At 35.2% G+C, this 17,605-nt stretch carries 17 protein-coding genes; 6 read left to right on the forward strand and 11 right to left on the reverse strand.

Features of this window, described 5'->3' with window-relative positions:
- Positions 1 to 34: 34 nt before the first annotated feature.
- The 5 genes from dnaQ to ACFIKY_RS02215 are packed head-to-tail and all read right to left on the reverse strand — an operon-like array spanning position 35 to position 3,626.
- A complete protein-coding gene (gene dnaQ / locus ACFIKY_RS02195; protein ID WP_375661331.1) occupies positions 35 to 742 on the reverse strand; it encodes a DNA polymerase III subunit epsilon in 708 nt (235 codons plus the stop codon).
- Between the two features lie 4 nt (positions 743 to 746).
- Positions 747 to 1,331 carry a dephospho-CoA kinase gene (gene coaE, locus ACFIKY_RS02200; RefSeq protein ID WP_012754436.1) on the reverse strand — a complete coding sequence of 195 codons (585 nt, stop codon included), beginning with the start codon at positions 1,329 to 1,331 and terminating at the stop codon, positions 747 to 749.
- Positions 1,328 to 2,200, reverse strand: coding sequence for a shikimate dehydrogenase (locus tag ACFIKY_RS02205; protein ID WP_375635359.1), 873 nt, complete (start codon positions 2,198 to 2,200; stop codon positions 1,328 to 1,330). The genes coaE and ACFIKY_RS02205 overlap by 4 nt, the downstream gene beginning before the upstream one ends.
- Positions 2,193 to 2,789, reverse strand: a complete 597-nt coding sequence (locus tag ACFIKY_RS02210; protein ID WP_273787544.1) for a Maf family nucleotide pyrophosphatase — start codon at positions 2,787 to 2,789, stop codon at positions 2,193 to 2,195. The genes ACFIKY_RS02205 and ACFIKY_RS02210 overlap by 8 nt, the downstream gene beginning before the upstream one ends.
- 12 nt (positions 2,790 to 2,801) lie before the next feature.
- The gene (locus ACFIKY_RS02215; protein ID WP_375635358.1) at positions 2,802 to 3,626 is read right to left on the reverse strand and encodes a pyruvate, water dikinase regulatory protein; all 825 of its coding nucleotides are present in this window, start codon (positions 3,624 to 3,626) and stop codon (positions 2,802 to 2,804) included.
- A 554-nt stretch (positions 3,627 to 4,180) separates the two neighbouring features.
- On the opposite strand from ACFIKY_RS02215, the gene rho reads away from it, so the two are divergent.
- The 6 genes from rho to ACFIKY_RS02245 all read left to right on the forward strand — a co-directional run bounded on the left by rho (position 4,181) and on the right by ACFIKY_RS02245 (position 11,149).
- Positions 4,181 to 5,446: a transcription termination factor Rho gene (gene rho / locus ACFIKY_RS02220; RefSeq protein WP_015857121.1), complete on the forward strand. Its 1,266-nt coding sequence runs from the start codon at positions 4,181 to 4,183 to the stop codon at positions 5,444 to 5,446.
- Between the two features lie 31 nt (positions 5,447 to 5,477).
- Positions 5,478 to 6,785: a tRNA uridine-5-carboxymethylaminomethyl(34) synthesis GTPase MnmE gene (gene mnmE / locus ACFIKY_RS02225; protein ID WP_273787546.1), complete on the forward strand. Its 1,308-nt coding sequence runs from the start codon at positions 5,478 to 5,480 to the stop codon at positions 6,783 to 6,785.
- Positions 6,786 to 6,891: 106 nt separating this feature from the next.
- On the forward strand, positions 6,892 to 8,760 hold the full coding sequence (gene mnmG, locus ACFIKY_RS02230; RefSeq protein ID WP_375661332.1) for a tRNA uridine-5-carboxymethylaminomethyl(34) synthesis enzyme MnmG: 1,869 nt from the start codon (positions 6,892 to 6,894) through the stop codon (positions 8,758 to 8,760).
- Positions 8,760 to 9,407 (forward strand): 16S rRNA (guanine(527)-N(7))-methyltransferase RsmG, encoded by a 648-nt coding sequence (rsmG, locus tag ACFIKY_RS02235; RefSeq protein WP_375635355.1) that lies wholly within the window; start codon positions 8,760 to 8,762, stop codon positions 9,405 to 9,407. The genes mnmG and rsmG overlap by 1 nt, the downstream gene beginning before the upstream one ends.
- A gap of 6 nt (positions 9,408 to 9,413) precedes the next feature.
- Entirely contained in the window at positions 9,414 to 10,211 is a 798-nt protein-coding gene (locus ACFIKY_RS02240; RefSeq protein WP_375644349.1) for a ParA family protein, read from the forward strand.
- Positions 10,212 to 10,243: 32 nt separating this feature from the next.
- Positions 10,244 to 11,149 (forward strand): ParB/RepB/Spo0J family partition protein, encoded by a 906-nt coding sequence (locus ACFIKY_RS02245; protein WP_375635354.1) that lies wholly within the window; start codon positions 10,244 to 10,246, stop codon positions 11,147 to 11,149.
- Between the two features lie 558 nt (positions 11,150 to 11,707).
- On the opposite strand, the gene ACFIKY_RS02250 is transcribed toward ACFIKY_RS02245, so the two are convergent.
- From ACFIKY_RS02250 to dapF, 6 genes are all read right to left on the reverse strand, one after another.
- Positions 11,708 to 12,547, reverse strand: coding sequence for a hypothetical protein (locus tag ACFIKY_RS02250; RefSeq protein WP_375644347.1), 840 nt, complete (start codon positions 12,545 to 12,547; stop codon positions 11,708 to 11,710).
- A 65-nt stretch (positions 12,548 to 12,612) separates the two neighbouring features.
- Positions 12,613 to 13,374: a hydroxyacylglutathione hydrolase gene (gloB, locus tag ACFIKY_RS02255; RefSeq protein ID WP_375644346.1), complete on the reverse strand. Its 762-nt coding sequence runs from the start codon at positions 13,372 to 13,374 to the stop codon at positions 12,613 to 12,615.
- Between the two features lie 62 nt (positions 13,375 to 13,436).
- Positions 13,437 to 14,123, reverse strand: a complete 687-nt coding sequence (locus tag ACFIKY_RS02260) for a septation protein A (protein WP_375635351.1) — start codon at positions 14,121 to 14,123, stop codon at positions 13,437 to 13,439.
- Positions 14,120 to 15,373 (reverse strand): signal recognition particle-docking protein FtsY, encoded by a 1,254-nt coding sequence (ftsY, locus tag ACFIKY_RS02265; RefSeq protein ID WP_375635350.1) that lies wholly within the window; start codon positions 15,371 to 15,373, stop codon positions 14,120 to 14,122. The genes ACFIKY_RS02260 and ftsY overlap by 4 nt, the downstream gene beginning before the upstream one ends.
- 14 nt (positions 15,374 to 15,387) lie before the next feature.
- Positions 15,388 to 16,671: a tRNA (N(6)-L-threonylcarbamoyladenosine(37)-C(2))-methylthiotransferase MtaB gene (mtaB, locus tag ACFIKY_RS02270; RefSeq protein ID WP_375661333.1), complete on the reverse strand. Its 1,284-nt coding sequence runs from the start codon at positions 16,669 to 16,671 to the stop codon at positions 15,388 to 15,390.
- Positions 16,671 to 17,522 carry a diaminopimelate epimerase gene (gene dapF, locus ACFIKY_RS02275; RefSeq protein WP_375655546.1) on the reverse strand — a complete coding sequence of 284 codons (852 nt, stop codon included), beginning with the start codon at positions 17,520 to 17,522 and terminating at the stop codon, positions 16,671 to 16,673. Before dapF ends, mtaB begins: the two co-directional genes overlap by 1 nt.
- Positions 17,523 to 17,605: the final 83 nt, after the last annotated feature.

Consider the following 17,605-nt stretch of genomic DNA (forward strand, 5'->3'; position numbering starts at 1 on the left):
TTTAAATGGTGACTTTTTTAGAGAAAAGATGATGTTATTCATGAATTTTGAAGTTATTCCACAGAGCTTTTTCACCCATCGTGTTGATAAAATCGGCATGAAACCTTTTTTCTTGCGTACTCAATCTTGAAGGTAAAGCCTGTGGGCGAATTTTAACTGCATAAGATGTATCTTTATCATTCTGGATATGTTCATCAACACCCCTTCTATTACCAAAACCCAATACACCTTGTTTTCCACCGATCAGTTCAATATAAACATCGGCTAGGATCTCTGCATCAAGCAAAGCACCATGAAGAACACGATGGTTGTTATCAATTCCAAAACGTTTGCATAAAATATCAAGAGAATTAGGCCCCATAGGGAATTTACGCCGTGCCATAGCCAGTGTATCAAGAATATTATCAACACTGATGAGCGGTTTGTTGACGCGTTTTAATTCTGCATTAATAAAACCAATATCAAAACTCGCATTATGCGCAATCATTGTCGCGCCTTTAATAAATTCCAAAAATTCATCAACAATATCACTAAAACTTTTCTCGTTTTTTAGGCGTTCATTGGTTAATCCGTGAATTGCTACAACTTCATCAGGAATAATAACGCCTTCAGGGTTTAAATAAACATGAAATTGGCGCCCCGTAAGATAACGATCAACCATTTCTACACAACCAATTTCGATTACGCGATCTTTTTCTTTATCTAAACCTGTTGTTTCTGTATCAAAAATAATTTCCCGCATGACTTCAATTCTTTAGTTTTTTTATCACATCAAAAACCTGTTGACGTGTATTCTCTAAATCTTTCCCTGTATAAATAATAAAATCAGCACGTTCTCGTTTTTTTTCATCCGGCATTTGTTGAGCATTGATAAAGGCAAATTTTTTCTCATTCATACCTTTGCGAATCATTACACGTTCTTTTTGTATTTCTGGTGGGGCAGAAACAACAATAACGCTATCCACACGACTTTCACCATTTTTTTCAAATAGAAGTGGAATATCAAGAATAACTAATTTTTTCCCCTGTTCACGCGCTATATTAATAAATTCCCTTTCTTTTTCTTGCACCAAAGGATGAATTATTTTTTCTAATGTTTGTAATTTTTCCTTATCATCAATCAAAATTTCAGAAAGTTTCAAACGGTTAACTTCACCGTTTTCAACAACACCTGGAAAAATACGCTCTATGAATGACAAAGCTGGCTCACTTTTATAAAGCTGTTGTACTGCTTCATCAGCACTAAAAACAGAAATACCCGCCTGCTTGAAAAAATCAGCAACTGTTGATTTTCCCATAGCAATTGATCCTGTTAATCCTATGATCTTCATTCTCTTTTTTCACTCATATCCTCTAAAATGGCTGTCCGTAACGCTTTTGTTACCTGTGGTCTTATTCCAAACCACTGTTCAAACCCTATAACAGCCTGATGTAGAAGCATCCCAAGCCCATCAACCGTCTTGAGATCACAAGCTTTTGCCTGTTGTAAAAAAGGAGTTATCAATGGTGTATAAATAATATCTGTTACTAACGCCGTTTTTTTTGCTTTATGAAAATCGCAAAAAAAAGAATCACTTTTTTCTTCTGGATTTTTTATGCCAATAGAGGTTGTATTAACAATCAAATCAGCTTGATGGAGTATTTCATGGATTTTATGCCAATCGTAAACTTTAATGGTTTTTCCAAAATGCTGAGCTAAATTATCGGCGCGTTGTTTTGTACGGTTAACCAAATAAATCTGTTCAAATCCGCGTTTTTTTAAGGCATATATGATAGCGCGTGCGGCACCACCTGCTCCAAAAACAAGAGCTGTTTCCCCTCCCCAATCAGATGCAAAATCATCAAGATTAGCGCTAAAACCATAGGCATCGCTATTCGTGGCACAAAGCTTATTTCCTTCATACCAAAGTGTATTAACAGCACCAATCATTATTGCTCTCTCATCTTTATAATCTGCTAAACGAAAAGCTTCCTGTTTATAAGGCAAAGTAACATTTCCCCCACAAAAGCCTATTTTTTGTAAAGACGCAATAAAATGACTGAATTCTTCAGATGTTACTTCTTGTGCAAAATATTCTCCTTGTAAACCATATTGTTTAATCCAAAAATTGTGAATTTTAGGCGATTTTGAATGATGAATTGGAGAACCAACAACAAAAGCACGCGGATAATTTATTTTTTTTATTACTAAGTCAACCATCAATAATTCCTAAATGACGCAGTTTTATGAGTAGAGGCAGCAAAGGTAAACCAACAATAGTAAAAAAATCTCCTTCAATTTTTTCAAAGAGATGAATCCCTTCCCCTTCAATTTGATATACTCCCACGCTGTTTAGAACATCTTTTCCTACGCGTGCTAAATAATGTTCAATAAATTCTGACGAGAGCAAACGGACGGACATATGTGCACTAAAAGCTTCAACCCAAATTTTTTGACCATTTTTAAATAAAGCTACCGCACTATGAAGAGAATGGGTTTTTCCTGATAACTCACATAAACGTTGATGTGCTTCCTTAATATTTGTTGCTTTGTGAAAAACTTTACCTTCCAAATCAAGCACTTGATCACAACCAATAACGAAAGCATCAGGAAAACGATCTGAAACATTTTTTGCTTTTGCACCCGCAAGAAAACAGCTGAGTTCTTTAGGTGTTTTTTCTTTTGCTTTTTTTTCTACTTCTCTTTCATCAAAAGAAGCTCCTTCAATGAAAAAATTTAAACCTGCTTTTTTTAATAATTTTGCACGATAAAAACTAAGAGATGCTAATATTAACGTATCTGCGTTCATGAGAATTTTCTCTCATTTTCCTTCACGAAATCGTGATAAAAGTTCAAATATTGCAGCAGCAGTTTCTTCAATAGAGCGTCTTGTGACATCAATAATAGGCCAACCAAAACGTTCGCAAATGCGTTTTGCATAGATTAATTCTTCAGCTATGTTGATACGATTTGTATAACTATCAAGAGCAAAACCTTCTCCCAAATCTCGATTTTGGCGAATATGTGAGATTCTTTCAGCTGAAGCAATTAAACCAATAATTAAAGAATTTTTTGCCTCTAAAAGGGATTCTGGCAAATCAATATTAGGAATAAGAGGAACATTAGCCGTTTTTATTCCGCGATTTGCTAAATAGATACTTGTTGGCGTTTTAGAGGTTCTTGAAATTCCCACAAGGATCACATCTGCTTCGGATAAGCTATTGGAAGACTGTCCATCATCATGCTCTATTGTAAAATCCAGTGCCTCAATACGGCGAAAATAATCTGCATTAAGATCATGTTGTGCGCTTGCACGTAAATGTGTTGGCATTCCAAGGTAAGACTGAAAAGCATTTAAAACAGGATGCAATATATCAATACAAGGAACTTTTACTTTTTTACACCTTTTTTGAAGGAGAAGTTTAAATTCTTCATCGATCATTGTGTAAAGAACAATACCTGGCTCTTGTTGTATTTCATCAAGAGCTTTTTGTAACTGTATTTTATTACGAATCATAGGATAGATATGCTCTGTTGCCTGACTCATTGTATACTGCGATGCTACAGCTCTTCCCACAGAGATTAATGTTTCTCCCGTTGCATCAGAAAGCATGTGTAAATGAAAGAATTTTTTTTCTTTTGTCACAGAAATTTTAACTCCTTGTTAAGATATGTGTATATACCTTTACCGTTTCTTATAAAACTAAAATTTAGGAAAAATTCTTCGTTTTTATGCACAAATTAAATGCTCGTGATAATTTTATACCTCTTATAAAAAAGAGGGGATAATATCTTTAAGATAGTGTTATTTTTATTCTTTTTTTTAGTTCCTTTTGTGGATAAAATTGAGGATAAATAATAATCCACACTAAACACAGTTATAAATAAGAATAATCCCTTCTTTAATATAAATTTATTAATATAAATTTCTGTAAAAAATACTTTTGAATAGCATTTAATTAATGCTATAACTCTAACTCATATTTTTGTTATAAATTAAATTTAATACTATTTGTGTTTTATATTTTTTCAAGTTTTTCATATAATTACTTAATATTATAGGGATAAATTTCATATAAATGGTACTTGCAGATTAAAAAAATTGAGTGTAAAATATTTCTCTTCTTAAGAATATTTCATTCATAAATTTCCGTAAATTATTTAAGATAATCTTCTCCTTAATTACAAAGAGCATATTTCATGCAAAAAATGAAACTACAAGAACTTAAAAGCAAAAATCCCGTTGAACTTGTTTCTTTTGCTGAAACATTAGAAGTTGAAAATGCCTCTCTTATGCGCAAACAAGAATTAATGTTTGCTATCTTGAAAAAACTTGCTCTACAAGATGTAGAAATTATAGGAGAGGGTGTTGTTGAAGTTTTACAAGACGGTTTTGGTTTTTTGAGATCTGCTGACGCTAATTATCTTCCTGGTCCTGATGATATTTATCTTTCACCAGCACAAATACAGTCATTTTCTTTAAAAACAGGCGATACCATTGAAGGCCCTATACGCAGTCCAAAAGAGGGAGAACGTTATTTTGCTCTCCTTAAAATTAATACAATTAATTTTGAAAAACCTGAAAAGATTCGTTATAAAATTCACTTTGATAATCTTACTCCTCTTTATTCAAATGAGCGTTTCCAAATGGAAATACAAGATCCTACAGAGAAAGATATGTCATCACGCGTGATTGATTTGATATCTCCATTGGGAAAAGGACAAAGAGGGTTAATTGTTGCTCCTCCTCGGACAGGAAAAACAGTTTTACTTCAAAATATTGCTCATTCCATTACCACTAATCATCCTGAATGTTATCTCATTGTTCTTTTAATTGATGAACGACCAGAAGAAGTTACAGATATGCAGCGTTCAGTAAAAGGAGAAGTGGTTTCTTCTACTTTTGATGAACCTGCAATACGTCACGTACAAGTAGCAGAAATGGTCATTGAAAAAGCCAAACGCCTCGTTGAATATGGACGCGATGTTGTTATTCTTCTTGATTCTATTACACGTCTTGGGCGTGCATATAATACAGTTGTTCCTTCTTCGGGTAAAGTTTTAACAGGTGGTGTGGATGCAAATGCTCTCCAGCGTCCAAAACGTTTTTTTGGTGCAGCACGTAATATTGAAGAAGGTGGATCTTTAACCATTATTGCAACGGCTTTGATTGATACAGGAAGTCGTATGGATGAGGTTATTTTTGAAGAATTTAAAGGAACAGGTAATTCTGAAATTGTTCTTGATCGAAAAGTTGCTGATAAGCGTATTTTCCCTGCTATGGATATTTTAAAGTCAGGAACGCGTAAGGAAGAACTTCTGGTAGAACGACAAGATTTGCACAAAATTTTTGTTCTTCGTCGTATTTTAGCATCTATGAATGTAACAGATGCAATTGAATTTTTGATTGATAAATTAAAGCAAACCAAAAACAATAGTGAATTTTTTGATTCAATGAATACGTAGAGTCATTAAAGTTTTTATTAGGATAAAACCTGTGGATACAATCTTTGCTGTTTCGAGTGGATTGTTACCTTCAGGGGTTGCAGTCATTCGGCTTTCTGGTCCTCATGTTGTGGATATAGTTAAAACGCTTTGTGGTCGTTTACCTAAAGCACGTTTTATGCATTATGGAAATCTTACTGCTCGTGATGGGAGCTTTTTAGATTCTGGTTTAACTGTTTTTTTTCCCGCTCCTCATAGTTTTACGGGGGAAGATTGTGCAGAATTCCATTTACATGGAGGAAAAGCCGTTGTTAGTCGTTTTCTCGATGAATTGTCGACATTTTCTGGATGCCGTATTGCAGAAGCAGGTGAATTTTCACGTCGTGCTTTTATGGAAGGAAAATTAGATCTTGTTCAAGCAGAAGGTCTTGCTGATTTAATAGAAGCAGAAACGGAAAGCCAACGGCGTTTAGCTGTTATGGGTACAAGTGGACATTTAACGACACTTTATCGTGATTGGCGTCATAAGCTTATGAAGGCGCGTGCTTTTATTGAGGCAGAACTTGATTTTGTTGATGAAGCAGATATTCCTAACGCAATATCTGATAAAGTTTGGAAAGATGTTGAGGATCTTTGTACTTCTATTCGTGAATATATTACTGAAGGAGAGCGTGCTAGTATTTTACGTGATGGATTAAAAATTGTTATTGCTGGTGCTCCAAATTCTGGAAAATCAAGCATTATGAATCGTCTTTCAGGAAGATCTGTTGCTATTGTAACGGAAGAAGCAGGAACAACCCGTGATGCTTTAGAAATGAGAATTATTCTTGGTGGTTTACCTATTTTTTTAACGGATACTGCTGGTTTTAGAAAAACAGAAAATAAAATAGAACAAATGGGAATAGAAGTTGCTAAACAGCATGTTAGGGAAGCTGATTTAGTTATTTTGGTTTATGATATAGGAAATCCTGAGCAAGTTGATTTACCAGAAACATCGGCTGAAATATGGTGTGTTGGCAATAAGCTTGATCTTTATGAAAAAAATGATCAGCATTGGTCTATACAATTTTCCGCATTAACTGGTTTAAATTTTGATTATTTTATCAAAGAACTTGAATCATTTTGTCATCATCGTGCTTCTGAAATTGGAAATATTGTTCCGGCGCGTAAAAGACAACTTCAATTATTAAAGGAGGCTGTTAAAGAGATTGAATATTCTCTTAATTATCATTCTCTTGATCTCAGTTTACGTGCAGAACATCTCCGTTGTGCAAGTGATTTTCTTGGAAAAATTACAGGAGATATTGATGTTGAAGATTTGCTTGATATTATTTTTTCAGAGTTTTGTGTTGGTAAATAATGATTCACGTGAAACATTGATTATTTCATAGACAGATTATAAAGATTATGTAATTTATATTCTGTTTCACGTGAAACCTTAGAATATTTTCTACGGAATGAATAAAATGCAATCATATGATGTTGTTATTGTTGGTGGTGGTCATGCTGGCTGTGAAGCGGCTTCAGCTTCAGCGCGTGTAGGAGCCAAAACAGCGCTTGTTACACATAAAATATCAGCACTGGGAACAATGTCGTGTAATCCTGCTATTGGTGGACTTGGAAAAGGGCATCTAGTTCGTGAAATAGATGCGTTAGATGGTCTCATGGGAAGAGCAGCAGATGCTGCTGGAATTCAGTTTAGACTACTTAATAGACGTAAAGGACCGGCAGTAAGAGGACCACGGACACAGGCGGATCGACAACTTTATAAAAAAGCAATTCAAAAATTATTAAAAGAACAAGAAAATCTTACTCTTATTGAGGATGAAGTTATTGATCTGGTTGTTAAAGATAATTGTGTATCAGGTGTTATTTTAAAAAAACAAGGAACAATTTTATCTGGTGCTGTTGTTTTAACAACAGGAACATTTTTAAATGGCTTTATTCATATTGGTGATAAAACATGGGCTGCTGGACGTATGGGAGATCAGTCAAGTGTGCAACTTGCTAAACGTTTAAAAAATTATCATATAAAACTTGGTCGATTAAAAACAGGAACCCCTGCTCGTTTGAGTAAAAAAACAATTGCTTGGGATCATCTTCCAAAACAACAAGCAGATGAAAATCCCATTCCCTTTTCTCTTTTAACAGAGAAAATTGAACAACCACAAATTGAATGTGCAATAACACGTACAAATGAGAGAACACATCAAATTATTCGCGAGAATATTTATCGTTCTGCTTTATATTCTGGAAATATTGAAGGGTTAGGACCACGTTATTGTCCTTCTGTTGAAGATAAAATTGTGAAATTTGGAGAACGTGATGGACATCAGATCTTTCTAGAACCAGAAGGATTAAATGATGATACTGTTTATCCAAATGGTCTTTCTACTTCTCTTCCTGAAGATGTACAAATTTCTCTATTGAAAACCATTGAAGGGTTGGAAAATGCTATAGTTTTGCAACCTGGTTATGCTATTGAATATGATTTTGTTAATCCACAACAATTAACGAGAAGCTTAGAATTATGTTCTTTACCGGGTTTGTTCTTAGCAGGCCAAATTAATGGTACAACAGGATATGAGGAAGCAGCAGCACAAGGACTTTTAGCTGGATTAAATGCGGCACGTAAAGTAGGTAAATTAGATGAAATACTTATAAGTCGTTCTACCGCTTATATTGGTGTTATGGTTGATGATTTGGTTTCACGTGGTGTTTGTGAACCTTATAGGATGTTTACATCACGTGCTGAATTTCGTTTATCTTTACGATCTGATAATGCTGATACGCGTTTAACACCTTTGGCACAAAAATGTGGTATTGTGAGTGAAATACGTTGGGAATGTTATCAGAAAAAACAAGAACGCCTTGATCAAGCACGATCAATATGTCAAAATCTTTTTTTAACACCCAATGAAGCTTCTGCTCATGGATTACACGTTAATCATGATGGAATTCGGCGTTCCGCTTATGATTTTCTTGCTTATCCTCATATGACTTTAGAGCGTCTTTCAGATTTTTGGCCACAATTACAAATGATTGATTCTAAAACAGCAGAATCTTTAGAAATTGAAGCACAATATGCGGTTTATTTAGATAAACAAGCACAAGATATTGCCTCTCTTCAAAGAGATGAGCGTTTAGAAATTCCTTCTTCTCTTGATATTCAGGCAATTTCAGGTCTTTCAAATGAACTTAAATCAAAAATTCAAGAAGTGTCGCCGCGTTCAATTGCTGATGCACAAAAAATTGATGGCATGACACCCGCCGCGTTATCGCTTATTATTACATATATTCAACGTCAACGACGTGAAAAGGCTAAAACAGCTTAATGGATTTTTCTACAGAAAAAAAATATCAACAATTATTAAATATTGTTCCTTCTGTTTCACGTGAAACGATGGAAAATTTAATTCAGTTTGAGTCTTTAATACTTCAATGGAATGCGCATATTAATTTGATATCTGCTACAACGATACCAGATCTATGGACACGGCATATTCTAGATTCAGCACAAATTTTTCCTTTGTATGCTCATTCTTTACATTGGTGTGATTTAGGATCAGGAGGAGGTTTTCCTGCAATTGTGATTGCTATCTTTTTGAAAGAAAAAAAAGTAGGACATATTAATCTTGTTGAAAGTAATGGGAAAAAAGTTTCTTTTTTGCGAACAGTTATTGCTCAACTTAATCTTCCAGCAACGGTTTATCACGCTAGAATTGAAGATGTATATCAAAAAATTCCCGTATCTGATATTATAACGGCACGGGGATTAGCGCCGCTCAATAGTCTTTTACAACTTATTTTTCCTTTATTAACAGAAAAAACAATCGCTCTTTTGCAAAAAGGTCGGGATTACGCTACAGAAATAAAAAATGCCTCTGCCAATTGGCACTTTGATCTGTTAAAACATAAAAGTAAAGTTGATGAAAATTCTGTTATTTTAGAAATTTCTCATATTCGATCATATAGAGGGTAGAGCAAAATGAGCGAAACACGAATTATCGCTATTGCGAACCAAAAGGGTGGAGTCGGAAAAACAACCACAGCAATTAATCTTGCAACAGCTTTAGCGGCTATTGGTGAAAATGTCCTTATTATGGATGTTGATCCACAAGGTAATGCTAGTACAGGTTTAGGGATTGATCGTAATAACCGTCCTTTATCTTCTTATGATGTTTTAGTTTCGGGAGTTTCAATTACACAAGCGGCTTTAAAAACAGCAGTACCTAATCTTTATATAGTTCCCTCTACACTTGATCTTTTAGGTGTGGAAATGGAAATTTCTTCATCACAAGATCGCATACAACGCTTACGTAAAGCTTTCTATGATGATCCGGAAATGGAAAAAAAATTCAATTATATTTTAATTGATTGTCCTCCCTCCCTTAATCTTTTAACACTTAATGCTATGGGGGCTGCGGATTCTGTTTTAGTGCCTATGCAGTGTGAATTTTTAGCACTTGAAGGTTTAAGTCAATTACTTGAAACAGTAAAACAAGTGCGATCCGTACTTAATCCATCTTTAGAAATCCAAGGTATCGTTCTAACAATGTATGATGGACGTAATAATCTTTCAAATCAAGTTGTTGAAGATGTACGTTCTTTTATGGGAGATAAGGTTTATCGTACTGTTATTCCACGAAATGTAAGAGTATCAGAAGCGCCCTCTTTTGGAAAACCTGTATTGCTTTATGATCTCAAATGTGCTGGGAGCCAAGCTTATTTGCGTCTAGCATCAGAAATGATTCAACGTGAAAAACAAGCGCGTGCTGCTGCTTAAAAAAATCAACTAAAAATTTAAAGAGCAAAATTATGAATGATGATCAATCAAAAAAAAGGCTGGGTCGTGGATTAGCGGCATTAATTGGGGATATCAGTTTAAACAGCGATCTTACACGTTCATCAAATACTGACAAATTTACAGAGTCCGATACAGCTTCTCCTGTTTCTGAACGATTTGTTCCACTTGAATCTATTTCGTGCAATCCACATAATCCGCGACGCCATTTTACCGATTCAGAACTTGATAATTTAGCACAATCAATTCGCCAGCACGGTGTTGTTCAACCTGTTATTGTAAGACCATCACGTGATCATCCTCATCGTTTTGAATTAATTGCTGGCGAACGGCGTTGGCGTGCTGCACAGCGAGCTAATTTAAATAAATTACCTGTTATTGTTCGCGATGTAGATGATAAAACGGCTTTGGAATTGGCAATTATTGAAAATGTTCAACGTGCCGATCTTAATCCTATCGAAGAAGCAATGGGATATGAAATTTTGCTGAATGAGCATGGATATACGCAGGCAGATTTAGCGCAAGTTATTGGAAAAAGTCGCAGTCATGTTGCTAATACGCTTCGTTTGTTAAAACTTCCACCAAAAGTACAACAATTCTTAACCGATGGACAACTTTCCGCTGGTCATGCACGCTGTCTTATCACTGTTGAGAATCCACAGGATTTAGCCGAAAAAATTATTCGCGAAGGGCTTTCTGTGCGCCAAACGGAAATACTTGCGTATGAACAAGCAAATCCAAAAGTCAAAAAACGAACTGCTGTTGAGAAAGATACAGAAACAAAATCTTTAGAAAAATTACTTGCAGATGTTATCGGAATGAAAGTGACTATCCGGCATGGCAAAAAAGGTGGTGATTTAAAAATACGCTACTCTTCACTAGAACAATTAGATGATATTTGCCGGCGTTTGCAAAACTAGTTAATTGTCTAAAATAGTACGAATTCTATCGATATATTTTTGATCGAAATTTAAATCATCTGAAGATATAGTATTTTTTCATTGAAGAGGATTTCTTTATCTTCAAAGGCTATTATTGCAGCAAAGTTGCTTGAAGAGTCATGAGATCAATAATGTAATCTTTAGGTGAGAGATTATGTTTTCTTAAAAGATCTGTTAGTTTTGATCTAGAAAAAATAGAAGCAATGAGTCTTTTAATGCTGTTATCATTTCCGGTATTGGATACCTCTGGCTCTGGAGGTAAATCCTCAATTTCTTTGTTTTAGTTATTCTATTTTTAAGAGGAAATATTCTGTTAAAGGATAATTTACAGTGATATTTGGATGGCTGCTAGGGAGAGAACAAATAGATTGTTTGTTCCCTTTGCCATTGTTATTTGAATATATGTTAAAAAAGAGAAAAGAAAAAACAAACTCAATGCCAATTTAAACATGATCAAAATTTATCCTTTCTTTTCCAAATTTCAGTGAAGACTTTTCCGTTTGCGAAGTTAATCATTTGTTCAAAGTAGCATGAATTCTATTTACAACGCCCTCTTAAAGCAACAAGCATTCTATACATATATTTTTTACCAAATTCCAAATTATCTGAAACTACAGCATTTTTTTTATCAAAAGAAATCTCATCTTTTTTGAGAACTTCAAGAGGAAATAACAGCATTGTTAATGTTGCTTGAATGGCGAGGCGACCTATAACAAAATCTTTAGGTGTGATATTATTTTTTCTTAAAATATTCATTAATTTTGGTTGATTAGAAATAGAAGCTACTAATCTTTCAATACTGTCATCGTGTTCAATTTCAATATCAGATGCTTTTTCAGTATTGGATACTTTTGATTCTGGTGGTGAGTTTTCACACTCTTCTTTATTAATTTGTTCCATTTTAAAAAGCAAATCTTCCGTTAAGATGTAATTTGCGATGACATGCGGGAAATTGAATTTATTGGCTGTTTCCTTTTTCTTTGTTGGGTTACAAATTTTGCTTTCAACAGCCAATATTCTATACATATGTTTTTTACCAAATTCCAAATTGCTTAAAAACACAGTTTTTTTTTCATCAAATTCAAAACCCCAGCTAAGCGCCATCAATATTCCTTCAAACATATTGCAACCAACAGCAAAATCTTTAGGTGTGATGTTATTGTTTTTTAAAATACTCATTAATTTTGGTTGATCAAAAATATAAGCGGTAAATTCTTTAATACTACTGTTATATGGGGTATTAGATGTTTTTAACTCTGGCAGTAAATTTTCATATTCCTTTCCAATTTGTTCCATTTTTAAAAGAAAGTCTTCAGTTAGGGTGTAATTTTCAATGAAATGCTGGAAATTAAATTGATTGTCTATTTCCTTTGCCATTGTTAGTTGAGTATGTATTACAAAAAGAAAAAGGAAAAAAAAATGTAACACGAGCTTAAACATGGTTAAAAATTATCCTTTCTTCTTCGAATTTCAGCAAAGACGTTTTCATCTGTTTCTTCTTCCATTGCAAGGCTTCTTCGCAGTGTACTGTCATCCCAGCGGAGAAAGGGATTGGTAGCTTTTTCTTGCCCTAAGGTTACTGGTAAAGTCATAGTATTTTTTGCATGTAGCAAAAAAACTTCTTCTACTCTTTGACGAAGTTTCTGATTATGTGGATCAAGTGTTAACGCGAAAAGAGCATTGTTTTTGGTATATTCATGACCGCAATAAAGAAGTGTCTTATCGGGAAGTTGACGAAGCTTTTTTAAAGAGTTCAGCATTTGAGCAGGTGTTCCTTCGAAAAGGCGTCCACAACCGAGTGAGAAAAGTGTATCTCCAGCAAAGAGTAAACCTTCTTCAGGAAAATAATAAGATAATGCGCCCGAAGTGTGACCAGGTGTTGAAAGAGCCAAAAGTGGGTGAGAACCAAAGAGAAGTTTTTCATCAGGTTGAAGTGTTTGATCAAGATGGTGAATCTTTTCTTTTTCTGCTTCTGGTCCGATAACCATAGCGTTGTATACTTGTTTTAATTCTTCCAATGCTTCTACATGGTCGTGATGATGATGAGTTACAAAAATAGTCTGAAGTGTCCAGTTACGGCGTTTTAAGGCGTCATGAATCGCTTCACCTTCAGGAGCATCAATTGCAGCTGTGTAGCCACTTTTTTCATCATGAATGAGTACACCAAAGTTATCTTTTCGACAAATAAACTGTTCAATCAACATGTTTTTCTCCTGAACAGTGTTTGGTGATGAATCTATAGAATAATATATAGTGGTGAATTTTTTTAAGAATCAGATTTGTCCTCTTCTGTGAAAAGTCCTTTTGAATGTTTCATAATGATAGGCATTTGGGTAAGCATAAAGAGGACTGTTAGGGGCATGACGCCAAATACTTTAAAACTTGTCCAAAAATTGTCGCTAAAATTACGCCAAATAATTTCATTCAAAAGGGCAAGAAAAACGAAAAAGAATGCCCAACGATAGGTAAGTTTTTGCCAGCCTAAATCATCAAGTTTTAATGTAGAATCAAGAGCATAACGTAAAAGTGGTTTTTTAAAACACATACCACCAAAAAGGATGAGCGCAAATAAGCTATTAATAATTGTTGGTTTCATTTTGATGAAAGTATCGTTGTGAAGCCAAAGAGTTAAAAATCCAAAGACTAGAACAAAGATTCCTGAAAGAAGAGGCATAATAGGAATTTGTCTTGCAAGGATCCATGATAAGCTTAGAGAAATAATAATCGCTATCATAAAAATAGCTGTTGCAGGGAAAATAGGTTTACTAAAATTTTGAAAAAATCCAATGTTTTTTATTAACCATTCTCCCTTATAATTGGCAAAAAAGAAGGCAACCAACGGACCCATTTCTAAGAGAAACTTTATGGTTGGTGAGAGAGGGGGGGTCTTATTGTTATTCATATTTTTTTCAGAATTATTGCGTGAATTAGAGTTAGATAAAGGCTGTTTCATGTATGTTTTCCTGCGATAGTTTCGGCAAAGTCAGAAGCAGAAAAAGGTTGAAGGTCTTCAATATTTTCTCCTATACCGATAAAATAAACGGGTAATTTATATTTTGCTGCTATAGCGACAAGAATTCCTCCTCGTGCGGTTCCATCTAGCTTTGTCATGACTAAACCATTAACACCAGCAATATCACGGAAAATTTCCACTTGGTTGAGTGCATTCTGTCCGGTAGTTGCATCAAGCGTTTGAAGGATTGTATGGGGTGCTTGGGGGGTGTGTTTTTTTAAAACACGAATAATTTTTGCCAACTCATCCATCAATTCAGATTTATTTTGTAAACGCCCTGCTGTATCAATAATTAATACATCGCTGTTTGCTTTTTTTGCTTTTTCATAAGCATCAAAGGCTAAGCTGGCGGCATCTGCACCCAATTTTGTCGAAATAACAGGAGAATCAGTACGTTTACCCCAAATATGCAATTGCTCAATAGCTGCGGCTCGGAAAGTATCACCAGCTGCAAGCATAACTTTTAATCCCCCTGCTGTTAATTTTGCTGCAAGTTTTCCGATTGTTGTCGTTTTTCCAGTTCCATTTACACCTACCAGCAAAATAACATGAGGTTTATAGCTGAGATCAAGCTCTAATGGAATTGCAACAGGTTCCAGAACTTTTTTGACCTCATCAGCTACAATAGTATGAATATCGTCTGGGGAAAGATCTTTTCCGTAACGACTGGAAGCTAAAGTATTTGTGATGCGTGTCGCCGTTTCTACTCCAAGATCAGCTTGGATAAGGATATCTTCGAGCTCTTGCAATGTATCTTCATCAAGTTTTCTTTTAACAAAGAGGTCGCCAATTGATCCGCTTAGGCGTTGTGAAGAAAGAGATAGACTTTTTTTAAGGCGCCCAAACCACGCTATCTTTTTTTGTTCAACAGAAGGTTCAGATAAAATTTCTTCATTCTTTTTTTCACGGATGTTGTCTGTGACAATAATTTTACCAGAAAGAGGAATTTTATCAGAATGGGATTCTAGAAATGGAGATTTTTTATCATATTTTGTAAGTGTTAACTCTCGATTTTTTGTTTGCTCTTCTTTTTCTGTGTATATAGAGATTTGGTTATTTTTTGTCCTTTCATTTTTGTCTTTATTTTCTTCCATTATATCGCTTTTATCAGGAATAGAAATCTGTTGTTTCATTTCCTGCTCTTGAGATTTGTTAAAAGAGAATATTTTTTTAATAAAAGATTTCGTCATAAGAATTTTCCTGCTCAAGCAGCGTTTAATTTTGGAAGGACAGCAATCAATTTATCGCCATCATGATCAACGATAAGGGCTTGAACAATTGTTCCTGCTTTTGCACCTTTAACTTGTACAAGAGTATAATCTTCTGTTCGTCCGATTTCATCTTTTTCAATGAGAACTGTTTGTAGACTGTTTTGCAAATGAGCAAGATGCTTTTGGTAAGCCTCTTCACCTGCTTTACGTAATTTTTCAGCACGCATCTTAACTATTTTACGGTTGATTTGTGGCATACGTGCGGCAGGTGTTCCTTCTCTTGGACTAAAGGGGAAGACATGGAGATGGGTTAAATTACAATCTTTGATTAAAACAAGACTGTTTTGAAACATCTCTTCTGTTTCTGTAGGAAAACCAGCAATTAAGTCGGCACCATAAACCATTGTAGGACGTTTGGCACGCAACTCTTGGCAAAATTGAATGGCATGTTCGCGTAAGTGTCGCCGTTTCATCCGTTTTAAAATCATATTATCACCTGCTTGCAAAGATAAATGCAAATGGGGCATGATCCTTGTTTCATAAGCTAAAAGATTAATGAGTTCTTCGTCTGCTTCAATAGAGTCAATAGATGAGAGGCGTAATCGCGCTAAGTCAGGGACATGATGCAAAATTGCTGAAGTTAATTTTCCTAGAGTAGCTTTTCCAGGAAGATCGTGGCCATAACTTGTAAGGTCAACACCTGTAAGGACCACTTCTTGGATACCCTCACCGATCAGCTTTTTAATTTGTTCTATGACAGCACCCATGGGAACAGAGCGAGATGGTCCTCGTCCATAAGGAATAATGCAAAATGTACAGCGATGATCACATCCATTTTGTACCTGTACAAAAGCGCGGGTGCGCTCTTGCATTGCACTGACCATATGTGGAGCAATTTTTTGTACTTCCATAATATCATTGACACGCACCTTTTCGGAATGGTTAATACCAAAATCAGGAAGTTGACGATAAGAATGGGCGTGAAGTTTATCTTCGTTTCCTAAAACGAGATCCACTTCTGTCATTGAGGCAAAATTTTGTGCTTCTGTTTGGGCTGCACACCCTGTTACAATGATACGTGCATGAGGATTTTCACGTCGTGCTTTGCGGATAGCTTGTTTTGCTTGTCGTACGGCTTCGGTAGTGACAGCACAGGTATTAAAGATAATAGCACTATCTTTAAGCTGATCTAGCCCTGAAGAAGTACTTTCGTTGCGAATGATTTCCGATTCGTAGCTATTAAGCCGACAACCAAAAGTTACAATTTCTATTGCCATCAGGAGTGATCCTTTTTGTAGCACCCTGTTAAAGGGCTTAAAAAACCACTAAATTGATATTTTATTGGTCCTGTCATAATAACGTGATCATCTTCTCGGTAAAAAATATTAAGTGTTCCCTTTGGTAAGTTTACATCAATATGGCGTTGTGTAAGACCACGACGATAAGCAGCCACTGCACTTGCACAGGCAGCACTTCCACATGCTTGTGTTAATCCTGCTCCTCGCTCCCATGTCCGTAAATTTAGACTTTTCTTTGACGTTATGCAAGCAATGGAAATATTGCACTGTTCGGGAAATAGGGGATCATGTTCAAGTTTTGGCCCATATTTTTCTAATGGAATATGTTGAATATCATTTTCAACAAAAAAGATAGCATGGAGATTGCCAATGGATATGAGACAAGCATCTTTTAGGGGACCAGCCGTAATTTCTACGTGATTGGTATCAACTATTTCACGTGAAACAGGCATCTCTTTTGCATTGAAATTTGGGCATCCCATATCAACAGAAATGAGATTATCGGTTTGATATGTCCCTTCAATAATTCCAGTGGGAGTTTCTAAACGAAATTTTTCACCAAAATTGTGATCTTTAAGCCATGCAACGACACAGCGGGTACCATTGCCACAAGCTTTAGCCATTGATCCGTCGGCATTCCATATTTCTATGCGGAAGTCGGCTTTTTTCTGGGTTGGTGTGTGGATAGCCATGATTTGATCAAAATGCATTTCGGGATCTGCTGACAAAGCAAGGATTGCTTGTAGTGTAAGAGCATGAGTGCTTTCACGCATATCAATAACAATAATTTGATTTCCAAGACCGTCCATTTTGCTAAATGGCGTTTTCATGAAACTTCTCTATTTCTAATGATTACTTATAAAGAAATATATGACTGAAAATCTTATAAATTTCTAGTCTTTAATAAAGATAA

This window comes from Bartonella sp. CR127HXZ (assembly GCF_042194555.1).
Lineage (GTDB): Bacteria > Pseudomonadota > Alphaproteobacteria > Rhizobiales > Rhizobiaceae > Bartonella > Bartonella grahamii.

Coding starts and splice junctions, on each gene's coding strand:
- coaE (WP_012754436.1), bottom strand. CDS start 1,331: ATGAAGATCATAGGATTAACAGGATCAATTGCTATGGGAAAATCAACA.
- ACFIKY_RS02250 (WP_375644347.1), bottom strand. CDS start 12,547: ATGGCAAAGGAAATAGACAATCAATTTAATTTCCAGCATTTCATTGAA.
- ACFIKY_RS02205 (WP_375635359.1), bottom strand. CDS start 2,200: ATGGTTGACTTAGTAATAAAAAAAATAAATTATCCGCGTGCTTTTGTT.
- ACFIKY_RS02240 (WP_375644349.1), top strand. CDS start 9,414: ATGAGCGAAACACGAATTATCGCTATTGCGAACCAAAAGGGTGGAGTC.
- ftsY (WP_375635350.1), bottom strand. CDS start 15,373: ATGACGAAATCTTTTATTAAAAAAATATTCTCTTTTAACAAATCTCAA.
- dnaQ (WP_375661331.1), bottom strand. CDS start 742: ATGCGGGAAATTATTTTTGATACAGAAACAACAGGTTTAGATAAAGAA.
- ACFIKY_RS02245 (WP_375635354.1), top strand. CDS start 10,244: ATGAATGATGATCAATCAAAAAAAAGGCTGGGTCGTGGATTAGCGGCA.
- rho (WP_015857121.1), top strand. CDS start 4,181: ATGCAAAAAATGAAACTACAAGAACTTAAAAGCAAAAATCCCGTTGAA.
- rsmG (WP_375635355.1), top strand. CDS start 8,760: ATGGATTTTTCTACAGAAAAAAAATATCAACAATTATTAAATATTGTT.
- gloB (WP_375644346.1), bottom strand. CDS start 13,374: ATGTTGATTGAACAGTTTATTTGTCGAAAAGATAACTTTGGTGTACTC.
- mtaB (WP_375661333.1), bottom strand. CDS start 16,671: ATGGCAATAGAAATTGTAACTTTTGGTTGTCGGCTTAATAGCTACGAA.
- mnmG (WP_375661332.1), top strand. CDS start 6,892: ATGCAATCATATGATGTTGTTATTGTTGGTGGTGGTCATGCTGGCTGT.
- ACFIKY_RS02210 (WP_273787544.1), bottom strand. CDS start 2,789: ATGAACGCAGATACGTTAATATTAGCATCTCTTAGTTTTTATCGTGCA.
- dapF (WP_375655546.1), bottom strand. CDS start 17,522: ATGAAAACGCCATTTAGCAAAATGGACGGTCTTGGAAATCAAATTATT.
- ACFIKY_RS02260 (WP_375635351.1), bottom strand. CDS start 14,123: ATGAAACAGCCTTTATCTAACTCTAATTCACGCAATAATTCTGAAAAA.